This window comes from Halomarina oriensis (assembly GCF_009791395.1).
GTDB classification, from domain to species: Archaea; Halobacteriota; Halobacteria; order Halobacteriales; family Haloarculaceae; genus Halomarina; species Halomarina oriensis.
Genome location: NZ_WSZK01000025.1, coordinates 1 through 21,118 on the forward strand (window position 1 = coordinate 1; position 21,118 = coordinate 21,118).

Here is a 21,118-nt window from a genome sequence, read left to right on the forward strand (position 1 = left end):
CTCTACCTTTACATGTAAGTTCGCGCGGCGTGCGCCTGCCACGAATCGCCCGGGAAAGAGAGCCCGACCGTTCAGTCGTCCGGCGCGCGCGGCGACCCCCCGAGAGGTCGATGTCGCCGTCGTCGAGGGCGGCCTCGACCTGCCGGGTCGCCGTGACCATGTTCTCCATCTTGCCGTAGGCGACCGTCCGAGGCAGGAGTTTCAGCCCGCAGTCCGGCGAGACGGTCAGTTGTTCGGGGGGGACGACTTCGAAGCCCTGCTGGATGTTCTCGACGACGTCCTCGACGGGTTCGACCTCGGCGGTGTGAGCGTCGACGACTCCCAGCGCCAGGTCCGCGGTGAACTCGTGTTCGGTGAAGACGTCTATCTGGTCGTAGTCGCCGTTGCAGAGTTCCACGTCGAACTCGTCGATAGGGAAGTCGAGAATCTCCGGGTAGATACGCGAGTAGTCGCCGTAACAGACGTGCAGGCCGATGCGCACGTCGTCGGGGATGCCCTCGGTGATGTACTCCAGACACTCGCCGACGATGGCGTGGTCGTCGGGCGTCGTGGCGAGTGCGGGTTCGTCTATCTGGACGTAGCGTGCGCCCGCCTCCACGAGTTTCTCCACCTCGGTGTTGACGAGTTCGGCCAGCGCGAACGCGAGTTCGGCCTCGTCGTCGTAGTGCTCGTTGAACGACCAGTTCGCCAGCGTGTACGGCCCGGTGATGGGGACCTTGACCGGGCGCTGGGCGACGTCGTCGGTGAACGCGAACTCGTCGACCAGCCACGTCTCGTCGTACTCGACTTCGTCGACCACGCTGGGTTTGTCGAAGTAGTTGTGTCCCCACACCTTGACCGGGCCGTGGAACTCGTAGCCCGCGATACGGTGGGCGAAGTACTCGACCATCTCGTTGCGCCGCATCTCGCCGTCGACGACGGCGTCGAGGCCCGCTCGCTCGTGTTCGTGGGTGATGAGCCGCGAGGCGTCGTCTTTCGCCTCCTGCCAGTTGTCCTCGTCGAAGTCGACGTCGATGTCGAAACTGCCGCGCGGTTCGTCGCTGGCGCGGTCGGCCGCCTTGACCTCCAACTCGCCGTGGTGGAGGTCACGGGCGCGGTTGAGCCACTTCGGCTTCGGATAGCTCCCCACGACGGTCGTGAGGATGAAGTGGTCGTTCGGGTGGTCGGCCGGGCGGAACTGCTCGCGGTTGGCTGCTGGGTTTCGTGTCATTGGGTCACCTCCTCGGTGCGGGTCAGCGCACCCAGTGCATCGAGTTTCGCCTCGAACCGCTCGGTCGGCAGGTAGAACGTCTCGGTGTTCGGCAGGACGAACGCCCGGTCGAACGTCGCGGCGGGGGTGTTCTCGTCGACCCACTCCACGCGCTGGCGGAGCAGGTCCGGCTGTTCGACGCTCGTGTTCTGCCCGTCGACGAACCCCAGCGCCACCGAGTCGGTCGTCCCGTACTCGTTGATGTTGTAGAGGTTGTCCTCGTGGTCGCTGACGAAGTCGTAGCCCACTGCGTCCACGTCGGCGTCGAGCAGGTGTGCGTGCGTCTTCTCGCTCAGCGCACCGTAGAACGGGTAGACGACGCTCTCTGCGTCGGACGCCCCGACGACGCGGTCGATGGCCTCGCTGGCACGTTCGTCCTCGCCGTCTTCGGGGGGTTCCTCCACCAGCGACGGTTCGAGGACGAGCAGGGTCGCGTGGTCGGGGAACTGCTCGACTTCGCCGACGAGGAACTCGGTGATGGCGTCGAGGAACCCCTCGCCGTAGTGGTCGTCGGTGGCGAGGTCCGCGAGCGTGTACGGGCCGGGAACCACGGCCTGTAACTGGTCGCCCGGAACCTCGGCGGCCTCTAGGTCCGCCGCGAGGTCACCGGTCGGCGAGAGGTCGCCCGTCACGACCGGTTCGCGGTAGAAGTTGTTGTTGTCGTAGTAGCGGACGATACCCTGCGTCTCGACGTTCTCGGCGACGGCCAGCGGGTGCGCGAGGACGTCGTCCCACCGGAGTTGCCCCTCGACGATGCGGTCCAGTCCGGCCGCCTGCTGTCGGTCCACGACCTCCGCGCGTGCCCGGTCGTACTGCTCGACCACGGCCGGCGGTTCGTCACCGCTGACCAGGTCGTCCTTCTGGTGGCCCTTGAGGTCCGCCAACTCCGACTTCGCCCAGTCGGGCAGCGGGAACAGCCCCGTCGTCGTCGCAACGAGTTCGGTCATCACCCGCCGCTACGAAACGACCGGTGATAATATTTTCCTGTTGGCGCTATTCCCAACAGTTATTCAGCGTGGGCGAGTTCGAGGACGACCAGTCGCTCGAACGGGAACGACTCCTCGGCGACTTCTCGGGCCGCAAGCCCGTTCTCGGCCGCTCGCGCGGTGACGGCCCCGACGTCCGTCAGCGAGGAGACGAGCAGGAACGCCCGGCCGTCGGGAGCGAGCACCCGTGGTAGGTCGTCGAGGAACGGGTCGATGGCCCGCCGGCCGTCCGGCCCTCCCGACAGCGCGTACTCCATCCAGTCGTCCCACTCGGCGTCCGGGTCGGTCGGGAGGTACGGCGGGTTGAACGTGACGGCGTCGAACGGGCCGGTCAGGCCGTCGAGCAGGTTCGACCGGACGACGCCGACGCCGTGGTCTCGGGCCTCCCGGACCGCGAGCGGACTGATGTCCACGCCGAGCACGTCGAGACCGGTCTGCTCGCCGACGTGTGCGGCGACGTACCCCGACCCGGTTCCGACGTCCACGACACGGGCGTCGCCGGGGAGCGCCGCGAGTTCCTCGGCGGCCGTCTCCGCGAGCAGGTGGGAGTCCTCCGCCGGTTGGTAGACCTGCTCGGTGGCCGTCTCGCGGTCGACCATCAGTCGCCACCTCCGGTCGCCTGTTCGCGTTCGCGCACCGATGTGTCGACGTCGGCCTCGAACGTCGCCTCCGGGCGCGTCGAGAGGACGCGCTGTGGGAACGGAATCCCGACGCCCTCGGCCTCGAAGCGGGTCTTGACGGCCTCGACGACCACGCTCTTGGCCTGCCAGTAGCGGGCCGCACTCGGGTTCTGAATCCAGAACCGGAGTTCGAGCACGACCGCACTGTCCCCGAACCGCGTCACGACCGCACGGGGACCGGGCGTCTCCATCAGTTCGTCGAGGTCACGCATCGCCTCCTCGGCGAGCGAGACGGCCTCCTCGACGTCCGTCTCGTAGTCGACGCCCACCTCCAGCGAGACGCGCAGGCGACCCATCCGCGAGCGGTTGACGATGTCGTTCGAGGTGACCTCGTCGTTCGGGATGATGACGTACTCGTCGTCGAACGTCCGCAGCGTCGTGTTGAACAGGCTCACGTCCCGAACGATACCCTCGCGCTCGGACATCTCGACCCAGTCGCCGATCTCGAAGGGCCGGGAGAACAGCAGGACGAAGCCCGCGAACACCGCACCGAGCGTCTGACGGGCCGCGAGGCCGAGGACGACACCCAGTGCCCCCGCGCTGAGCACGAGGTCACGCGGGTTGACGCCCGCGAGTGCCAGCAAGACGAGGATCGTCAACAGATAGATGGCGAGTTGCGCGACGTGGTAGAACGCTTCCTGTCGGTGTCCCGTAATGTAATCACCGTCGCGTTCGACCAGCAGCGTCTTGCTGATTCGGGTGAGCGTGTAGGCGACTACGACGCTCAACCCCGCGACGATGACCCGGGCCCACGCCTTCCCGGCATCGACGCTCGGGAGGTCGAGGTTGTCGAGGAACTGACCGTTCGCGTCCCACGTCGTCAGCAGGAACCAGCCGGTGAGAACGGTCGCGACGGTGAACAGGATAGACTGGGTGGCGTCGGCGGACTCGGCACTGAGACGCCGCTCTAGCGGGTCGCCGAGACGGAGTATCAGCTTCCCGACGAACAGGAGCGCCGCCAGCGCCAGCAACGTGACGAGAACGTCGTTCACCTGCCCATCGAGGACGCCACCGCTCTGCATCAGCGTGGCTCCCCGTACTCCCACGCGAGTGCGGCGAGTGCGGCGAAGTCCGCGGGCGAGAGGTCACCCGCCCGCGCGCTCAACAGGTCTTCGTCCGCTCGCTCGACCACCGCGTCCGCGTCGTCCAGTTCCGAGATGTGCGCCGTGTTGCGAATCGCGTTGCGGACCGTCTTCCGACGCTGGGTGAAGACGGCGGTGACGAACTGCAAGAAGAACTGGGCGTTCGGGACGTCGTAGTCGGGAGCACGCGGCGTCACGCGGACGACGCTACTCTCGACGGCCGGTGCGGGCGAGAACGCCTCTTTCGGGACCGGTTCGACCACCGCCACGTCGGCGTAGTGGCCCGCCGTCACCGACAGGCGGCCGTACTCCGAGGTGCCGGGGTCGGCGGCCATCCGCTCGGCGAACTCCCGCTGGAACATCAGCACCATCGGGACACCGAGCGGCAGGAGGCGGAAGGTAATCTCCGAGGAGACGCTGTAGGGCAGGTTCGAGACGCTCGCGGTCACGTCGTCGGGCAGGTCCACTTCGAGCGCGTCGCCTTCGAGGATGGACAACCGCCCCTCGTCGATGTCGTCGGCGAACTCCTCGCGGAGGAACCCCGCGAACATCGGGTCGCGTTCGACGACGGTCACCCGACCGTCCGCCGGGGCGCTCGCCAGCAGGCGGTCGGTCAGCACGCCCGGTCCGCCGCCGACTTCGAGGACGTGGCTCCGGTCGGCCCCCTCGGGGAGGTACTCCGGGATGCGGTCGACGACCCGGTCGTCGACGAGGAAGTGCTGGTCGTGGTTCGGGTCGCCACGCGCCCCCGCTCGACGGATGAGTGCATCGGGGTCGCGTGTCCCCGCCGTGACCGGTCGCTCGCTCATTGGCGCGACGTAGTTCGGCGGGACGCAAAAAGGCGTTTCATCGTCCTCGGCGGTGCTCGCTACTGGACGAACGAACGGTACTTCAACTCGTCTTCGCGCAGTTCTTCGAGGATGCGCTCGACGACGGTCTCCTTGGGGTCGTGGAGCCCCGAGACCCGCTCGTCGAGGTCCTCGAAGCTCTCGAAGGGACGACGCTTGCGCTCGTCGAGGATGGTGTCCCTGAGCTTCTTCCCGATACCCGGCAGGAGGTTCAACTGGTGGAGACGCAGCGTGATGGGCTGAGCCTCGTTGTAGTGGTCGACGAACCGCCGTTCGTCCTCGTCGACGATCTCCTGGACGGCGTACTCGAGTTCCGAGCGCGCCCCCCCCGGAGAGTTCCTCGTGGTCGACGCGCGAGACCGTCACCACGCCCTCGCCGTGGACGTCGATGCGGTCGCCAAACGAGATGTCGACGTCCGGTTCGAGGACGCACTCGTAGAGACCGAAGTTCTCGACACCGAGTGCGTACGCGAGTGGCGACTTCTGCGAGCGGGGACGGTCGTCGTCGGCCCGTCCGTGTGGGAGGAAATCGAGGACGACCGCGACCGACCCACTGTCGGTACTGGACATACCACCGACAACGGGGAGGAGCTATTTAAGCGTACGTCGGATGCGTGCCCACTGGCACGATGAGTGCGTGCCCGCTGGCACGGTGGGTGCGTCGACTGGCCCGCTCCGAACGCGGGCCCGAGGAGACGTCGGTGGCTCAGACGTACTTCTTGACGACGTTGAGGAGGTCGTCGAGTTCGTCGCCCGACAGCGAGTAGCGCTGCTGGGCGTAGACCGACCGCATCTCGTTGCGCGTCCGCGGGAGCAGGTCGGCGATCTTGAACGCGATGGACTCGCTGACCTTCTCGTGTTCCTGCAACTCCTCGACGAGCGCACGCGAGTCCTCGGCGTCGAGTTCGGCGAACCGGTTGACGTGCTCGATGGCGCGCGCGAGTTCGTAGCGCATCTCACGCTCCTCGTCGAGGGCTCGCTCGTCCTCGATGTCGGCGAGTAGCTCCTTGACCTCGGAGGTCGTGAGATACTCCTCGTCGACGATTTCCTTGAATATCGTCATTCCTACTCCTGCTGGCGCGTCAGGTGCGCGGCGCGGGCGATGAGCGTCTTGTCCTTCCCGCCGTCGTTGATCTGCACCTTGAACGCGCGTCCCTGCTGGCCGACGACCGTCCCGGTGTGGCCGTTGAACCGCGGGTGGAATCGCCCTTCGGGGGTCGAGGGGTCGATCTTGAGGTGGACCTTCTCGCCCTCCTCGTACTGCTGGATGGCACGCTGGGGCGGCGACGTACCGCGCTGGCGTGGGTCGTTCGACAGCTTCTGACGGGTGCCGTGGTAAGGGCCGTTAGAACTCGGCATTTGCCGAGGATACCAACACGACGGACATAAAAGATGCGTTCCTCGCTCACCGACGTGGGTCGTTGCCACGCTTTCGGCGTCGTCGTGCGACCAGCCACGCGACGACCAGCACACCCAACAGCACGAACCGGTCGTACAGGAGGTGGTAGAGCGGGTGTGCGTGCGGGTGGAACCGCTCACGTCGCAACACCACCACCTCCTCGAAGACGGCCATGACCACCGGGTCGGTCGGGTAGGGTTCCCGGTAGACCCGACGGGCGGTCCACGGGAGCGACCACTTCGCGGGGACGAACTCCGGTGGAATCCCGTCGCCCTCCCGAGTGACCGTCACCCGCCGCCCGACCGGAAGCTCACGGAGGCGGTCGAGTTCGGCCGGCGAGACGACGGGCGATGCCGCGCGCATACGTACTGCAACCGCGGACGAGGGTTTCACTCCGTTGGTTGCGGAGGATTCGGCCGGCCGCCGGCCGCGACGCTCGGCGGATCGGCGGCCCCTCGAAAATCGACGCGCGGTCGTTCAGATACGGCCCATCTGGTCGACGTCGACGCTCTCGACGCCGTCGACGTCGGCGAACGACTCCTCGACGGCCTCCGTCCCGCCGGCCTCGTCGGGGATGATGACCGTCGGCAGCAGGGCGACGAGACCGAACGCGACGTCCTCACGGTCGGTGCGCGATATCTTCGCCCCCTCGGGCAGCGAGTCCTCCAGTCGCTCCTGGAGGTCGTCGAGGTCGACGTCGGGGCTGTTCGGCATGACCTTGAGACGGGCGGCGACCTTTCCCATGATTACGGCCCCGTGAACCCGCAGTCCGGGCACTGGTAGAGGTTGCTCTGCTTGCGGCACTTCGAGCAGCGGTAGATCTGCTGTCCGCAGTCGGGGCACTTGAACGCGGCCGCGGTCGTCCCGGAGATGTTGATCCCGCAGGAGACGCATTTGCGCTTCTGGCGCTGTTCCTGACTCATACCTCACGTCACCGGCCGACGCGGTTTAATCCTTGCCAAACCGCCGGGAGCGTGCGATTGTGACACACGCCCGCCGAAATCCTCGTTCTCCCGAGGGCGGCCTCAGACGCGCTCGAACTTCGTCCCGTAGCGCGTGACGCCCTCCTGTGTGTAGAGTCGGCGGAGAACGCCCCGAACCTCGTCATCCACGTCCACCTCACCGACGGTCTGTCCGGGGAGGCTCACCGCTCCGTCGCCGTCGGCCGCCGCGAACCGGACCACGACGACGCCGAACGCGCCACCGCGCTTCTGCTGGGGGGCGAACTCCGGCGGCGCACCGCCCTGCCCGATGCGTGTCGCCGCCTCGACGGTGCCTATCTCCGCTAGGCGCGTCTCCTCGTACTCGACCAGTTCACGACAGTCCGGACACGCGCCCTCCGGTGGGAACGCGAGCGCCCCACAGTCGGGACAGCGCCCGGCGACGAGTCGGTGACGCTGCGGGAGCGAGCGGTTCCACGTCGGCATCGTGACGTACGCCGCACCGGTGCCGGCCGCGTCGTCGCTCAGTTCCCCTCGGAGACGGAGTGCGTGGGCGTAGTCCACCTCGTCGCCCGCGTCGAGTGCGAGCGACGTGGGCAGGTCTCCCGATGCCTCGACTCGAAGCACGTCCGCGCCGCCCCCGCCGACGCCGACACAGAGGACCGCCTCGTGACCGGCCGCGAGTGCGCGGGCGAGCGCGAGCGGTGCGCCCGCCGCCCCGAGGTCACCCAGGTCGTGGACGACCGCACAGGCCCGGATGGCGTCGCTCTCCACCCCGAGTGCACCCGCCGCGCGGTAGGGCCGTTTCCCGTCCGGTGCGGTGATGGCGACGGCGTCGGCGTCCGCCGTCGTGACCGCCTCGCTCGCGGCCGCGACGGGACCGGTGAACGCCGAGCGGTCGTAGCCCGTGACGCCGAGACCGTCGATGCGGTCGCTCCCCGCCTCGCGGAAGCGCACGCCCGGTGCGGGTTCGGCGTGGGTCGCGTGGTCGACGACGCTCGCGGGTCCGTCCGCGCCGATCACGAACGCCGCCGCGCCCGCCCCCGCCGCGTGGCCCCGGTCGTCGTCCGGTTCGCCCCGTGGGCAGTCCGCGACGACGGCGAGGCCCGACTCGGGGGCGTCGAGCAGGGCCGCCGTCCCGGCGCGGGCGTCACCCGTGTAGAGTCGGAGCGTGGCGTCCTCGCGCAGGTCGAGCATCGAGGCGAGACGTGCGAGCAGGTCGCCCTCGGCCATCGGTGGGGTCGTCGTGGCGAACCCGAGCCAGTCGAGTTCGTCGGGGGCGACGTCGCCTGCGTCGAGTGCCCGCTTCGCCGCCGCGACGCCCATCGTCAGCGCGTCCTCGTCGGCCGCCGGTATCGCCGTGGACTCGATGCCCGAGGGTGAACTGCCCCACGCCTCGGCGATGGCGTCTGCGGAGAGTCGCCGAGCAGGGGCGTACCCACCGACGGCGCGGATGGTGGGTCGGGTCATCGTGCCTCACCTCCGTCCTCACTCGCTCGCGGGCGTGGCCCGCTCGCGTCCCCCGAGGAGCGTGGCTCCTCGCGTTCCAAGAGGTGGACGACGGCCGCACCACCGCTCCCGCCGACGTTGTGCGTCAACCCGATACGTGCGCCCTCGACCTGTCGCTCGCCGGCGGTGCCCGACAGCTGGTGGAACGCCTCCGAGAGTTGGCCGGTCCCGGTCGCGCCGATGGGGTGACCCTTCGACTTCAGGCCGCCCGAGGGGTTGACGGGCAGTTCGCCGTCCAGTTTCGTCGCCCCGGACTCGACGTACGGGCCTGCTTCGCCCGGTTCGCAGAACCCCAAATCCTCGTAGGCCAGCAGTTCCGCGATGGCGAAGCAGTCGTGGACCTCCGCGAAGTCGACGTCCTCGGGCCCCATCCCGGCCTCGGCGTAGGCCGTCTCGGCGGCCTGCTGGCTCGCGGGGACGGCGGTGTAGGTGTCGCGCTGGAACAGGCCGACGGAGTCGGCGGCCGCGCCGACGCCCGCGACCCGGATTCGCTCGTCGGTGAACTCCTCGACGACGTCCTCGCTGACGACGAGGACGCAGGCCGCGCCGTCGGTGGTCGGACAGCAGTGGAACAGCGTGAGCGGGTCGGCGACGGTGGGTGCGTTCGTCGCCTGTTCGAGCGAGCACTCGAAGCGCAGGTGCGCGTGGGGGTTCTTCGCGCCGTTGGCGTGGTTCTTGACGGCGACGTGACTCAGGTGCTCTGTCGTGGTGTCGTACTCGGCCATGTGCGCGCTGGCCATCTGGGCGTAGACGCCGGAGAACGTCGTCCCGGAGAGGCGTTCCCACTCCGTCTCGCCGGAGACGCCCAGCCAGAACCGGACGGCGTCGTTCGAGACGTCGGTCATCACCTCGACGCCGCCCGCGAGGACGACGTCGGCGCTCCCCGCACGAATCGCGTTGACCGCCTGTCTGACGGCACTTCCGCCGGCAGCACAGGCGTTCTCGACGCGGGTGACCGGGATGCCGTCGAGGCCGACGTGGTCGGCGACGGCCGGCCCCGGCAGGCCGAGTTGGCGGCCGCCGACGCCGAGCGTCCCGACGTAGGCTTCGTCGATGGCCGAGCGGTCGAGTCCTGCAGGGACGCTGTCACGGGCGGCCTCGAACGCCGTGGCGAACAGCGACCGGTAGGTCTCGTCGGGGAACGAACCGAAGTCTGACTGGCCCGCCCCGACGACGTAGGCTTCGGGCATACGCGACACTCAGTTCGCGGCCTCTTGACGGTGCGGGTCACGACAGTTCCCGACGACTCCCGACACGGTGTCGGCCGACGGGTGACGACGGGGAGCGGAATCGATTTGCCGTCGCCGCCCGTCGACTGCGCCATGCGACGACGCGAGGCGCTGTTCCGTGTGGGAACCGCCCTCACGCCTCCGGTCGCCGGGGTGCTCGCCGGCTGTCAGCGGACGAGCGGTGCCGACCCGGCACCGGCCGTCACCCCCGCGGCCGTCCCCACCGACGCCGCCGTCGACTCCGAGTCGAGAGCCCCTCGACGCCGTACCGTCGTCCGGTCGCTCTACGCGCCGACGATAGACCGTGTCCGGCGGATGGACCGAATCGAGCACACGACGGTCGGCTACGGTGACGACACCGACCGCCACACGCTGACGGTCCTCAACGAGAGTGCGACCCGGTGGAACCTCACGCTTCGTCTCCGACGCGAGGGGACGGCCGGCACGCTCCTGCTGGTCGACCTCACGCTCCCGCCACGGACGTACCGGGTCTACGAGTTGACGCCGGCCGCCCGGTACCGAGTTCGCGTCGAGAGCGACGCCGGCGGCGCACTCGACGACGCGCTGGCCGACGAGTTCTCCGTCGGTGCGGACTGGTTCGAGCGCGACCACGCGGTGACCGTCGCTGGCATCACGCTCGACGGCTACTGGAGCGGGACGCTCCTCAATCGGGCACTCGCGGAGGAGTTCGCCGCGGAATGAACGACGACGCGTGGGACGAGGACGGTCCGTTCGCGCTCGGCCGGCGGGCCGACCACCCGTTCGTCCGCGTCGGCCCGCCGGCCCGCGACGTCGAGGCGTCGCCACTGGTCGTCGTCACCGGCCTCAACGACCCGCTACTCCGGGTGACGGACACGCTCTGGTTCGCGGGGTGTGTCGCCTCGCTCGGCGTCCGACTGCGTCACCGGGGCTACCCCGGCCCCGTCTACCTCACGAGTCGTCCGGCGGGTCTCCCGGCGGGTCACACGACCCGTGCGATGGGCGCTGACCTCGCGCGGTTCCTGGCGGGGTTCGACCGCCCGGCGAACCTCCTCGGCGTCTCGATGGGTGGGTTCGTCGCCCACCACTGTGCCGTGGACTTCCCCGACCGTGTCGAGCGACTCGTCCTCGGCCTCGCGGCCGCACGGCTCTCGGCCCACGGCCGCGCTCGGGTGGAACGGTGGCGCGAGTGGGCTGCTCGTGGGGAGTGGGGGCGCATCTATCGCGCCGGCTGTGACGCCGTAGCCGTCGGCCCGCTCCGAGTGGCGATGCGCGCGGCGACCTACCCGTACGACCGACTGACCGGCTACCCGCCCGCTGGCCTCGACTTCGACGTCTCGGCCGTGGCCTGTCTCGGCCACGACGCGAGCGAGCGCGTCCCGCCGGTCCCGACGCTCGTCGTGGGCGGGACCGAGGACCCGTTTTTCACCGCGGCCGAGTTCGAGCGGACCGCACGACCGCTCGGCGCACCGTTCGAGCGACTCGACGGACTGGGTCACGAGGCGGTCGTCTGTGCGGGCGAGCGGTTCGACCGGCCGGTGCTCTCGTTTCTGACCGGGCCGGCACGGACGGGCCGGCCGTCGAAACGACAGCGATAATCGTGCGCCGGTCGGAGTTCGAGCGATTCCAGCGACGATGGCCACCGCCAGCCCGGTCCGGAGCGTGCCCACATGAGAGACGCCAGAGCCGTCGTGCTCGCCGTCGTCGCCAGCACGTTCTTCGTCGGGTTCGGTGGCGGGGTGGTCTTCCCCATCCTCCCGAACCTCGGCGCACTGCTCGGCATCTCGCCGTTTCTCGTCGGCCTCATCCTGAGCGCCAACCGGTTCACCAGACTCGTCGCCAACGGACCGGCCGGTGCGCTCGTCGACCGTATCGGCACGCGATGGCCGTTCGTCGTCGGCCTGTTCGTCGAGAGCGTCGCCACACTGGGGTACGTCGTCGCCATCGACGCCTCGCTTCCCGAGGTGTGGTTCCTCCTCGCTCGCGTGCTGTGGGGTGTCGGGAGCGCGCTGGTGTTCGCCACCGCCTACACCATCGCCGCGGACGTGAGCGACGGCAGGTCTCGCGGGACGAGCATGGGCATCGTCCGCGGGGGCATCACGCTCGGCTTCCCCGCCGGTCTGGTCCTCGGTGGTGTCGTCAGCGACCTCTACTCCGTCTCGACGGCGTTCGTCGTCGCCGCCGCGTTCGCCTTCCTCGCCAGCGGTCTGGCCTACGCGCTCGTCCCCGAGACGCACGTCTCGGAGCCACGCGGCGGCGTCAAGCCGTGGGACCTCGACACGACGCTGCCGACGCTCACCGCCGGCCTCGTCAACTTCGGCCTCTACTTCGCGTATCTCGGTGCGCTGTTCTCGACGCTCGTCCTCTTCCTCGGCGAGACGGGCATCTCCGTCTGGGGCTACGGCCCGCAGGGGATGTCCGGGCTCCTGATGGCAGTGACGGTGCTCTCCGCCTCGGGGTTCATGGTGCTCGGCGGAAGCGTCAGCGACCGCTACGGGAGTCGAAACCCCGTCCTGTTGGCCTTCCTCGCCGTCTCGTTCGTCGGCTTCCTCGCGCTGGCGCTCGCGGACTCGCTCGCCACGCTAATCGTCGCCTGCGTCCTCGTCGGCGCGGGACAGGGCGGCACCAGCGGGCCGCTCGTCGCCCTGCTCGCCGACCTCACCCCCGACGAGCGCATGGGCCGGGCGATGGGCACGAACAACGTTCTCGGTGACCTCGGGGGCGGACTCGGCCCGATGGTGTCCCTGCCGCTCGTCGAGACGGTCGGGTTCGGGCCGCTGTACGCCGCCTGTGCGGTCGTCCCGGTGCTCGCCGGCCTGGCGCTGCTCGCCGGGACCTACGCCCAGACCGGCCGGTTCGACCCGAAGACCCCCGCCGCGAGCGAGACGGCCGACGACTGAGTCCCCGTCACCGGGGAGCGCGGCCACGGCCGGTCACCCCCGGACGCCACGCACTTGCCCCCACCGCCCGAACGAACCGCCGTGAGCGAGGGCCACGAGAACGCCGGCTGGCGACGACTGTTCGGCGGGGACGACCTGACCTTCGGGACCGGGTTCCCGCTGACGGGGACACGCGAGTCCCGACCCGACGTCGACGAGGAGATGCGACTGGCCGCCCACGCCGAGGACCTGGGGTTCGACGCGCTCTGGGCGCGTGACGTGCCACTGTACTGGCCACGGTTCGGCGACGCGGGCCAGACGTTCGACCCGTGGACGTGGCTGAGTCACGTCGCCGCCCACACCGACGAGGTGGCGCTCGGCACGGCGAGTGTCGTCCTTCCCCTTCGCCACCCGCTCCACGTCGCCAAGAGCGCCGCGTCGCTCGACCACCTCTCCGGCGGTCGGCTCGTCCTCGGCGTCGCGACGGGCGACCGCGACCCGGAGTTCGACGCGTTCGGCCTCGACCACGAAGCTCGTGGCGCACGCTTCCGCGAGGCGGTCGACTGCCTCCGGACGGTCTGGAGCGAGGAGTTCCCCGCGGCGAGCGGCGAGTGGGGCGAACTCGACGGTGACCTCGACCTCGTGCCGAAACCGACGACGGAGACGGTTCCCCTCCTGCCGACCGGTCGCTCCCGCCAGTCGATGGAGTGGCTCGGCGACCACGGGGACGGCTGGCTGTTCTACCACCTCCCCGACGACACGCTCGACTCCTACCTCGACCGATGGCGCGAGGCGGCCGGCGAGAAACCGTACGCGATGGTCGTCCGCACGGAACTGGCCGACGACCCCGCGGCCGACCCGGAACCGCGTCACCAGGGCTATCGCGCCGGCAGCGAGTGGTTCGTCGACTACTTCCGACGGCTGGAGGAGATGGGCGTCGACCACGTCCTCGTCGGTGCCGACGGGGACGACCCAGAGCGAGGACTGACGCGACTGGCAGAGACCGTCGTCGAGCGGGTGTAGACGGGGCCGGTCGGTCCGACGACCACTCCCCGTATCGGGACGGCTATACGACGCCGGGCGGTAGCGCCCCCATGAGCGACACCGAGGACGCGTGGTTCGCCGGCCTCGCCCCCGACGACATCGAGGAGGCGACCGCACGAGTCCGCGACGGGACGGGCGACACCCCTCGTGAGTGGCCGACGCTGGCCGTCGAAGCGGGGTACGCCACCGACACCGACGACTACTACCAGCGCCTCCACGAGGCGACGCTGGCGGCGACCCGTGGGGCCGTCCGAGAGGCCGAGACGGCCGACGACCGCCAACTGGTCCACGCCGTGCGCTCGATGGACGACACCGAGCGCGTCGCCAACGAACTCGCCGAGCGCCTCTCGGAGTGGGCGGGAACGCGCTTCGAGGACGCCGGAACGGGCGTCGACGCGGCCCGTCCCCTCGCGGAACGCGACCCGACCGGTCCCGCCGAGGCGCGTATCGTCTCGCTCGCACGGCGGGTGGTCGACCTCACCGACGAGCGCGACGACCTGCGGGCGTTCGTCGAGCGCACCGCACCCGACGTCGCCCCGAACCTCTCGGCGATGGCCGGTCCCGTGCTCGCCGCGCGTCTCGTCGCGCTCGCGGGGGGTCTCGAACCGCTGGCGAAGAAGCCCTCGGGGACGGTGCAGGTGCTCGGTGCGGAGGACGCGCTGTTCGCCCACCTCCGGGGTCGCGCGTCCTCTCCCAAACACGGCGTCATCTACGTCCACGACTACGTCCGGAACACCGACCCCGACGAGCGCGGGTCGGCGGCCCGCGCGCTCGCCGGGAAACTCTCTATCGCCGCCCGCGTCGACCACTACTCGGGGGACCTGCGGCCCGAACTACAGTCGGACCTCGACGACCGTATCGCCACGATTCGCGCCCGGACGGGCGACCCCGCGCCGGGGGCCGGTGGCCCGGAAGGCACCCCAGAACCGGGAGGTGACGACGCGTGACTCCGGAACTGCCCGACGGCGTCGAACGCCGCCCGTTCGACGAGCGTGAGCGCCTCGCCACGCGCGGTGACCCGGTGTACGGCGAACCGACCGACGGCGACTGGCGCGTCTGGGACGCCGGCCGGTCGAAACTCGGCGCGATGCTCTCGGTCGGGATGGACACCGGTCTCGACGGCGGCGAGACGGTGCTGTACCTCGGCGCTGCGTCGGGGACCACCGTCAGTCACGTCGCGGACTTCGCCGGGCCGACCTACGCCGTCGAGTTCGCACCACGACCGACGCGGGACCTGCTTCCCGTCGCCGAAGCCCGCGAGAACCTCTTTCCACTGCTCAAGGACGCCCGGAAGCCCGAGACGTACGCCCACGTCGTCGAACCGGTCGACGTACTGGTCCAGGACGTGGCGACCCGCGGGCAGGCGGAGGTGGCGAACCGCAATCGGCAGTTCCTCCGGGAGGACGGCCGACTGCTCGCCGTCGTGAAGGCCCGTTCCGAGGACGTGACGGCCGACCCCGAAGACGTGTTCGACGAGTTCCTCGACGCGCTCTCGGGCTACGAGGTGCTGGAGACGGCCACGCTGGATCCGTACCACGAGGACCACCTCGCGGTGGTCGCGCGACCGACCCGGTAGACGGTCGGGGACGGCCCCGGCGGACGCGAACGTAGGGGTCTCACGCTCGTGTCCGCAACACTTTAGCGCGGCATCGTCTACGCTCCGGTGAATGAATCGCCGCTCGTTCCTCGCCGCCCTCAGCCTCACCGCGCCCTCCGCCGTCGCTGGCTGCCTCGCCCCCGGCCGTACGGAAGACGCCCACCCCACGAACACGACGCCGGAACCACTCGAAGCCGAGATCAGCGTGCTGCAGTCCGGTGTCACGACTCGGAACGGGTCGTTCTCCGTCGTCGAGTACGGCGGCACCCTCACTGTCGTCCACCAGGCCACGGGCGAGGTGGTCGTGGAACGGACGTTCCAGTCCGAGCTATCGATGGGTACGCCGGACGAAGACGGCGTGCAGACGGGGTTCGGGAGCGGTGGCGGCTTCTACCACCCCACGGTGACGCCCAACGACACCTACGTCGTGACGGTCACCGTCGAGAACGCCTCCGAACGGTACGAGTGGACACCACGGGGACCGTACGGGCTCTCGGTCCGCACCACGCCCGACCGGGTGACGTTCGAGGAGGGGCGAAAGACCTTCCGACCGATTCCGACGCCGACACCGACACCGAGCGACTGACTCGGGCCGGCCCGTCGGAGGCCCGGCAGCCGCCCGTTCCCGTAGTTTCTTGCGGTGTCGCTGCGACACTGCCGCACACGGTCTCACGACCGAGTCCCCGACGATGAACGTCGAACAACTCACGTCCGACGCAGAGACGGCCGACACGCCGTTCCGACTGGAGAACAGCTACACTCTCGAAATCGACGTCGACGGGTCGCTCCTGGCGAAAGCCGGGGCGATGATCGCGTACGACGGCGACCTCGACTTCACCGGGAAGGCCTCTGCCGAAGGCGGCATCACGGGCTTCCTGAAGGAGGCGGCCTCCGGCGAGGGGACGCCCATCATGACCGTCGAGGGGCAGGGGAGCCTCTACCTCGCCGACCGCGGGAAGAAGGTCCAGGTGCTCGACCTGGAAGCGGACGACGCCATCACCGTCAACGGCGAGGACGTGCTGGCGTTCGAGGAGTCGCTGTCCTACCGCATCGACCGCATCGACAGCCTCGCCGGCGCGTTCGCGGGCGGCCTGACGAACGTCTACCTCGAAGGGCCGGGGGCGGTCGCGCTCACGACCCACGGCGACCCCGTCGTCCTCGAACCCCCCGTCTCCACCGACCCCAGTGCGACCGTCGCGTGGAGCGGTGTCTCGCCCGACGTCGAGGTCAACCGGAGCCTCTCGGACATGGTCGGTCAGGAGTCCGGCGAGCGCTACCAGATGCGCTTCGAGGGCGACAGCGGCGTCGTCGTCGTCCAGCCGTACGAGGAACACGGCGGCGCGTAGGCGACGGGAGCACCGGCGAGCCACCGCGCACCGACGCTATCGCCGTCCCGAACACGTTTTTCTCCTCGGCTATCGTACCCCGACACATGAGCCTCGACGTCTCGCCGCCCGACCCGCCCGCCCTCGAACCGGCGTTCGACCCCGACGAATACGAGGACGCCGACGTGATGGGCGAGGACTACCGCCGCGAGGAACTCGACGAGTACCTCCACGACGGCGCGTGGGAACGGGCGTTCGGCGAGTGGGCCGAGCACACCGACCTCGGCGAGACGGAGTGGGCCATCGTCGAGGACCTCCACCTGGTTCGGGAGTTCGACTTCTTCTGGGACGACTTCGCCGACCGGGTGGGCTACCACGCTCCCGGCCTCCCCGAGGACTGGCGCGAGCGCGACCTGCACCCGAAACTCGACTCGTGGGCACGCGTCTCGGGCATCAACGCCGCGCTGACCGAACTCGGTGGCGTCGTCTCGGACGTGCTCAAAGCGGAGTACATCGAGTGGGAATCCGAGTTCGAAGCGCCCGACGACCTGCCGGATTTCTGAACGGTGAGCGGGCCAAGAGGTATGGTCCGTGGCGGCCCAGTCGGGGTATGAGTTGGACCGACCGTCTCGTCGGCGCGCGGATGGCCCAAGACCGGGAGTTCGGTGACCGGGTCGCCGAGTCGTCGCTCTCCCACCAGGAGTGGAACCTCGTCATGACCGCCACGGAGTTCCGCATCGAGGACGTCGACGACCCCGAGCAGGCGCGACTGGTCGGCGACACCTCGAAGCTCCCGTCGGTGGTGCCCGAGATGGACCGTATCGCCAGCGAACAGCCCGACGCACAGCGCGAGCAGTCCTCCGGTGGGATGTTCGGCTCCATCAAGAGCGCCCTCGGGATGGGCGGCGGTGGCGGGAGCGACGACGCAGAACGCACCGCGGCCGCCGAGGAACTCGTCGACGAGTACACGACACAGCTCCAGAACCGCCTCGAAGCGAACGGCCGCTGGGAGGAGATTCGGCAGGTCGCCGCCGAGGAACGGGACCGGAAGTGAGTCGTCGACGCTGACGAACGCCGCGGCATGGCCACACAGGACTGGCTGCTCGTCGGGATGCTGCTCGCTATCGTCGGTGGGTCGCTCTACGTCGGAAACGCGGTGAACGGGCACGCGGGCGACAGTGGTCTCCTACTAATCGGCGGACTCGTCGTCGGATTGGGCGGCTACGCAATCGCCCGACCGAACGCGTCGGCCGCGCGGGACTGAGCAACCGACTCAGAGCCGTTCGACGACCGCTTCCGTCACGTCCTCGGTCGCCGCTTCTCCACCGAGGTCGGGCGTCCGCGGCCCGTCGCTGAGGACGCCCTCGACCGCGTCGCGCACCCGCCGACCGGCCTCGTCCTCGCCGAGCCACTCCAGCATGAGCGCCGCCGAGAGCATCGTCGCGGCGGGGTTGGCGACGCCCTGTCCGGCGATGTCCGGGGCGCTCCCGTGGACCGGTTCGAACAGCGCGTTGTCGGTCCCGACGTTCGCGCTCGGGAGGAGGCCGAGGCCGCCGACCAGTCCCGCCGCGAGGTCGCTCAGCAGGTCGCCAGCGAGGTTCGGACAGAGCACCACGTCGAAGTCGGCGGGGCGCTGGACGAGGTGCATCGCCAGCGCGTCCATCAGTAGTTCGTCGTACTCCGCACCACGTTCGTCGCCCACTGCGCGCACCGAGTCGAGGAACTGCCCGTCGGTGACGCGCATCACGTTCGCCTTGTGTGCGACGGTCACGTCGGCACCGCGCTGCTCGGCGTAGTCGAAGCCGAACGCGGCGATACGTCGGGAGGCGTCGTCGGTGACGACGCGGGTGAGCGTCGTCACGCCCTCGGTTATCTCGTCCTCGATGCCGGTGTAGACGCCCTCGGTGTTCTCGCGGACGAACACGAGGTCCGTCTCCGGCTGGAGTGCGTCCACGCCGGGATAGGCCCGTACGGGCCGGACGTTGGCGAAGCTCCCGACGGTCTCGCGCAGCGGGAGGATGACGTCCGCGGCGCTCTCGCCGGCCGCGCCGAACAGCGTCGCGTCGGCGCTCTCGACGCCCTGGCTCGTCACCTCGGGGAGCGCCTCGCCCGCCTCGGCGAGCGTCCCGTCGCCCGCCTCGTACTCGGTGAACGAGAACGGCACGTCGAGCGATTCGAGCACCCGCACCGTCGCAGGGGTCACCTCCCGTCCGACGCCGTCACCGGGGACGACGGCGATGTCGTAGCTCATGATGCGTCGAGGTACGGCAGGCTGTTCGCCGTCTCGGCGATACGCTCGGGCACGGCGGCGAGCTGTGCCGTCGTGTCCCACTGCCCGTTCACGAGGGCGTGGTGCTGGGTGTCGTCGACGTCGGCCTCGACCCTCCGACCGTCGTAGGCGACCGTCTCCGCGGCCACGTCGACGGCGACGTCGGCGTCCGGGTTCGCCTCGACGAACGACTGGAGGGCCTCGATGGCTTCGCCGTCCATCGTCACCGTCGGGACGCCGAGTGCGAGGCAGTTGCCCGCGAATATCTCGGCGAAGCTCTCGCCGACGACGGCGTCGATACCCCAGCGCTGGAGCGCCTGCGGGGCGTGCTCGCGCGAGGAGCCACAGCCGAAGTTCGAGTTCACGACGAGCACCGACGCCCGCCGGTGTTCGGGGTCGTTGAACGGGTGGTCGGTCTCCACCTCCTCGGTACCGTGGTCGGTCTCGACCTCCTCGAACCGCTGGTCGAAGAAGGCGAACTCGCCCAGCCCTTCGAAGGTGAGCACCTTCAGGAACCGCGCGGGGAGTATCTGGTCGGTGTCGATGTCGTCGCCCCGGACGGCGATACCGGTCCCCGAGACGTGCTCGACGGGGTCGGTGGCGGTCGTCTCGGTCTCGCCGTCGGCCGCGTCACTGCTCATCGCGTCACCTCCGCGGGGTCGTCGGTATCCGTCCCGACCAGTGACAGCTCACGTACGTCGGTCACCTCGCCGGTGACTGCCGCCGCGGCGACCATCCGGGGGCTCATCAGCAGCGTCCGGCCCTCCTTCGAGCCCTGCCGACCCACGAAGTTCCGGTTCGACGAGGAGGCACACACCTCGTCGCCGACGAGCTGGTCGTCGTTCATCCCGAGACACATCGAACAGCCGGGGGCACGCCACTCGAAGCCGGCGTCCCGGAACACGTCGTCGAGCCCCTCCGCCTCGGCGTTCGCGGCGACGCGCTGGCTGCCGGGGACGACGAGCGCGCGCACGTCGCCGTGGACCGCCCGGCCACGGACGACGCGAGCGGCGTCGCGCAGGTCCGCGAGGCGGGCGTTGGTGCAGGACCCGAGGAACGCGACGTCGACGGGGTAGCCCTGCATCGACTCGCCGGGCGTGACGCCGGTGTGTGCCTGTGCGCGCCGCGCGACGTCGCGCTGTCCCTCGGGGAGCGAGTCCGGGTCCGGGACGGGGTCGGTGACGCCGACGCTCTGTCCCGGCGTCGTCCCCCACGTCACGGCCGGTTCGATGGCGCTCCCGTCGATGGTCACCACGTCGTCGTACTCGGCGTCCGGACCCGAGCGGATGGACTCCCAGTACTCACGGAGTTCCTCGAACCGCTCCGGGTCGTCACGGAAGGCGTCCGTCTCGCGGAGCCATGCGTCGGTCGTCTCGTCGGGGTTCACGTAGCCCGCCCGCGCACCCCCCTCGATGGACATGTTACAGACGGTCATCCGTCCCTCCATGTCCATCGCCTCGACGACGGGGCCGCCGTACTCGTAGACGTAGCCGACGCCGCCGTCGGTGCCGAGTTCGCGGATGATGGTCAGTATCACGTCCTTCGCGGTGACCCCTTCGTCGAGTTCGCCGGTCACCTCGATGCGCCTGACCCGCTTTTTCTCCATGGCGATGGTCTGTGTGGCCAGTACGTCCCGAATCTGTGAGGTACCGATACCGAACGCCAGCGCGCCGAACGCGCCGTGAGTCGCGGTGTGCGAGTCCCCGCAGACGACGGTCATCCCCGGTTGCGTGAGCCCCTGTTCGGGGCCGACGACGTGGACGATGCCCTGCCGTCCGGTGTCGGGGTGGTCGAACGCGATGGCCGAGTCGCCGACGTTGCGCTCCAGTTCGCTCATCATCGACTCCGCGGCGTCGTCGCCGTAGGGCCGCGAGCGGTCGTCCGTCGGGACGATGTGGTCGGCCGTCGCGTGGGTCAGGTCCGGTCGTGCGACCTCCAGTCCGCGCTCTTCGAGCATCCCGAACGCCTGTGGACTCGTCACCTCGTGGACGAGGTGGAGACCGACGAACAGCTGGTCCTGTCCCGAGGGGAGCGTTCGGACGCGGTGGCGCTCCCACACGTCGTCGTACAGTGTGTGCTGGCTCATGGTGTGGTTGTACGCG

General features: G+C 69.6%; 26 protein-coding genes and 1 pseudogene. 11 read left to right on the forward strand and 16 right to left on the reverse strand.

All coding sequences use genetic code 11. The annotated features are described in order from the left end of the window. The 13 genes and pseudogenes from GQS65_RS14435 to GQS65_RS14495 form a co-directional block, all read right to left on the reverse strand. Nucleotides 1–1,210: methionine synthase (locus tag GQS65_RS14435; RefSeq protein WP_158205342.1), on the reverse strand; the 1,210-nt coding region annotated here is incomplete at its 3' end. Further along, nucleotides 1,207–2,196, reverse strand: a complete 990-nt coding sequence (locus tag GQS65_RS14440) for a 5-methyltetrahydropteroyltriglutamate--homocysteine methyltransferase (protein ID WP_158205343.1) — start codon at nucleotides 2,194–2,196, stop codon at nucleotides 1,207–1,209. The genes GQS65_RS14435 and GQS65_RS14440, both read right to left, overlap by 4 nt. 59 nt (nucleotides 2,197–2,255) lie before the next feature. Then, entirely contained in the window at nucleotides 2,256–2,834 is a 579-nt protein-coding gene (locus GQS65_RS14445; protein ID WP_158205344.1) for a HemK2/MTQ2 family protein methyltransferase, read from the reverse strand. Next, nucleotides 2,834–3,937, reverse strand: a complete 1,104-nt coding sequence (locus GQS65_RS14450; protein WP_158205345.1) for a mechanosensitive ion channel family protein — start codon at nucleotides 3,935–3,937, stop codon at nucleotides 2,834–2,836. The genes GQS65_RS14445 and GQS65_RS14450 overlap by 1 nt, the downstream gene beginning before the upstream one ends. Further along, nucleotides 3,937–4,806, reverse strand: coding sequence for a 16S ribosomal RNA methyltransferase A (locus GQS65_RS14455; RefSeq protein ID WP_158205346.1), 870 nt, complete (start codon nucleotides 4,804–4,806; stop codon nucleotides 3,937–3,939). Before GQS65_RS14455 ends, GQS65_RS14450 begins: the two co-directional genes overlap by 1 nt. 59 nt (nucleotides 4,807–4,865) lie before the next feature. Next, nucleotides 4,866–5,415 (reverse strand): annotated as a pseudogene (locus GQS65_RS14460) (DUF655 domain-containing protein). A gap of 136 nt (nucleotides 5,416–5,551) precedes the next feature. After that, complete coding sequence (locus GQS65_RS14465; RefSeq protein WP_158205347.1) at nucleotides 5,552–5,908, reverse strand: RNA polymerase Rpb4 family protein; 357 nt, start codon at nucleotides 5,906–5,908, stop codon at nucleotides 5,552–5,554. Nucleotides 5,909–5,910: 2 nt separating this feature from the next. Continuing rightward, nucleotides 5,911–6,204 carry a 50S ribosomal protein L21e gene (locus tag GQS65_RS14470; protein ID WP_158205348.1) on the reverse strand — a complete coding sequence of 98 codons (294 nt, stop codon included), beginning with the start codon at nucleotides 6,202–6,204 and terminating at the stop codon, nucleotides 5,911–5,913. A 46-nt stretch (nucleotides 6,205–6,250) separates the two neighbouring features. Beyond that, nucleotides 6,251–6,607: a hypothetical protein gene (locus tag GQS65_RS14475; RefSeq protein ID WP_158205349.1), complete on the reverse strand. Its 357-nt coding sequence runs from the start codon at nucleotides 6,605–6,607 to the stop codon at nucleotides 6,251–6,253. A 114-nt stretch (nucleotides 6,608–6,721) separates the two neighbouring features. Continuing rightward, complete coding sequence (locus GQS65_RS14480) at nucleotides 6,722–6,988, reverse strand: elongation factor 1-beta (RefSeq protein WP_158205350.1); 267 nt, start codon at nucleotides 6,986–6,988, stop codon at nucleotides 6,722–6,724. Nucleotides 6,989–6,990: 2 nt separating this feature from the next. Continuing rightward, the gene (locus tag GQS65_RS14485; protein ID WP_158205351.1) at nucleotides 6,991–7,167 is read right to left on the reverse strand and encodes an HVO_2753 family zinc finger protein; all 177 of its coding nucleotides are present in this window, start codon (nucleotides 7,165–7,167) and stop codon (nucleotides 6,991–6,993) included. Nucleotides 7,168–7,269: 102 nt separating this feature from the next. Continuing rightward, on the reverse strand, nucleotides 7,270–8,655 hold the full coding sequence (locus GQS65_RS14490; protein WP_158205352.1) for a zinc ribbon domain-containing protein: 1,386 nt from the start codon (nucleotides 8,653–8,655) through the stop codon (nucleotides 7,270–7,272). Beyond that, nucleotides 8,652–9,884, reverse strand: a complete 1,233-nt coding sequence (locus GQS65_RS14495) for a thiolase domain-containing protein (RefSeq protein WP_158205353.1) — start codon at nucleotides 9,882–9,884, stop codon at nucleotides 8,652–8,654. Before GQS65_RS14495 ends, GQS65_RS14490 begins: the two co-directional genes overlap by 4 nt. Before the next feature lie 132 nt (nucleotides 9,885–10,016). Here GQS65_RS14495 and GQS65_RS14500 point away from each other — a divergent pair, with 132 nt between their 5' ends. From GQS65_RS14500 to GQS65_RS14550, 11 genes are all read left to right on the forward strand, one after another. Further along, nucleotides 10,017–10,625, forward strand: a complete 609-nt coding sequence (locus tag GQS65_RS14500) for a hypothetical protein (RefSeq protein WP_158205354.1) — start codon at nucleotides 10,017–10,019, stop codon at nucleotides 10,623–10,625. Continuing rightward, on the forward strand, nucleotides 10,622–11,500 hold the full coding sequence (locus GQS65_RS14505; RefSeq protein ID WP_199268475.1) for an alpha/beta fold hydrolase: 879 nt from the start codon (nucleotides 10,622–10,624) through the stop codon (nucleotides 11,498–11,500). The genes GQS65_RS14500 and GQS65_RS14505 overlap by 4 nt, the downstream gene beginning before the upstream one ends. Before the next feature lie 72 nt (nucleotides 11,501–11,572). Further along, complete coding sequence (locus GQS65_RS14510) at nucleotides 11,573–12,802, forward strand: MFS transporter (RefSeq protein WP_158205355.1); 1,230 nt, start codon at nucleotides 11,573–11,575, stop codon at nucleotides 12,800–12,802. 81 nt (nucleotides 12,803–12,883) lie between these two features. Next, nucleotides 12,884–13,804: a TIGR03571 family LLM class oxidoreductase gene (locus GQS65_RS14515; protein ID WP_368280216.1), complete on the forward strand. Its 921-nt coding sequence runs from the start codon at nucleotides 12,884–12,886 to the stop codon at nucleotides 13,802–13,804. Nucleotides 13,805–13,875: 71 nt separating this feature from the next. Continuing rightward, nucleotides 13,876–14,772, forward strand: coding sequence for an NOP5/NOP56 family protein (locus GQS65_RS14520; protein ID WP_158205357.1), 897 nt, complete (start codon nucleotides 13,876–13,878; stop codon nucleotides 14,770–14,772). Next, complete coding sequence (locus GQS65_RS14525; RefSeq protein WP_368280219.1) at nucleotides 14,769–15,401, forward strand: fibrillarin-like rRNA/tRNA 2'-O-methyltransferase; 633 nt, start codon at nucleotides 14,769–14,771, stop codon at nucleotides 15,399–15,401. The genes GQS65_RS14520 and GQS65_RS14525 overlap by 4 nt, the downstream gene beginning before the upstream one ends. 91 nt (nucleotides 15,402–15,492) lie before the next feature. After that, on the forward strand, nucleotides 15,493–16,008 hold the full coding sequence (locus tag GQS65_RS14530) for a hypothetical protein (RefSeq protein WP_158205358.1): 516 nt from the start codon (nucleotides 15,493–15,495) through the stop codon (nucleotides 16,006–16,008). A gap of 103 nt (nucleotides 16,009–16,111) precedes the next feature. Further along, the gene (locus GQS65_RS14535; RefSeq protein WP_158205359.1) at nucleotides 16,112–16,768 is read left to right on the forward strand and encodes an AIM24 family protein; all 657 of its coding nucleotides are present in this window, start codon (nucleotides 16,112–16,114) and stop codon (nucleotides 16,766–16,768) included. Nucleotides 16,769–16,854: 86 nt separating this feature from the next. Then, nucleotides 16,855–17,310 carry a hypothetical protein gene (locus GQS65_RS14540; RefSeq protein ID WP_158205360.1) on the forward strand — a complete coding sequence of 152 codons (456 nt, stop codon included), beginning with the start codon at nucleotides 16,855–16,857 and terminating at the stop codon, nucleotides 17,308–17,310. A 47-nt stretch (nucleotides 17,311–17,357) separates the two neighbouring features. After that, nucleotides 17,358–17,801, forward strand: a complete 444-nt coding sequence (locus GQS65_RS14545; RefSeq protein WP_158205361.1) for a DUF5799 family protein — start codon at nucleotides 17,358–17,360, stop codon at nucleotides 17,799–17,801. 27 nt (nucleotides 17,802–17,828) lie between these two features. Beyond that, on the forward strand, nucleotides 17,829–18,011 hold the full coding sequence (locus GQS65_RS14550) for a hypothetical protein (protein ID WP_158205362.1): 183 nt from the start codon (nucleotides 17,829–17,831) through the stop codon (nucleotides 18,009–18,011). 9 nt (nucleotides 18,012–18,020) lie between these two features. Here GQS65_RS14550 and GQS65_RS14555 read toward each other — a convergent pair whose 3' ends face one another. Genes GQS65_RS14555 through leuC form a run of 3 tightly spaced genes read right to left on the reverse strand, consistent with a single transcriptional unit; the run spans nucleotide 18,021 to nucleotide 21,102 of the window. Further along, nucleotides 18,021–18,998 carry an isocitrate/isopropylmalate dehydrogenase family protein gene (locus GQS65_RS14555; RefSeq protein WP_158205363.1) on the reverse strand — a complete coding sequence of 326 codons (978 nt, stop codon included), beginning with the start codon at nucleotides 18,996–18,998 and terminating at the stop codon, nucleotides 18,021–18,023. Further along, complete coding sequence (gene leuD, locus GQS65_RS14560) at nucleotides 18,995–19,657, reverse strand: 3-isopropylmalate dehydratase small subunit (RefSeq protein ID WP_158205364.1); 663 nt, start codon at nucleotides 19,655–19,657, stop codon at nucleotides 18,995–18,997. Before leuD ends, GQS65_RS14555 begins: the two co-directional genes overlap by 4 nt. Then, the gene (gene leuC, locus GQS65_RS14565; protein WP_158205365.1) at nucleotides 19,654–21,102 is read right to left on the reverse strand and encodes a 3-isopropylmalate dehydratase large subunit; all 1,449 of its coding nucleotides are present in this window, start codon (nucleotides 21,100–21,102) and stop codon (nucleotides 19,654–19,656) included. Before leuC ends, leuD begins: the two co-directional genes overlap by 4 nt. Nucleotides 21,103–21,118: the final 16 nt, after the last annotated feature.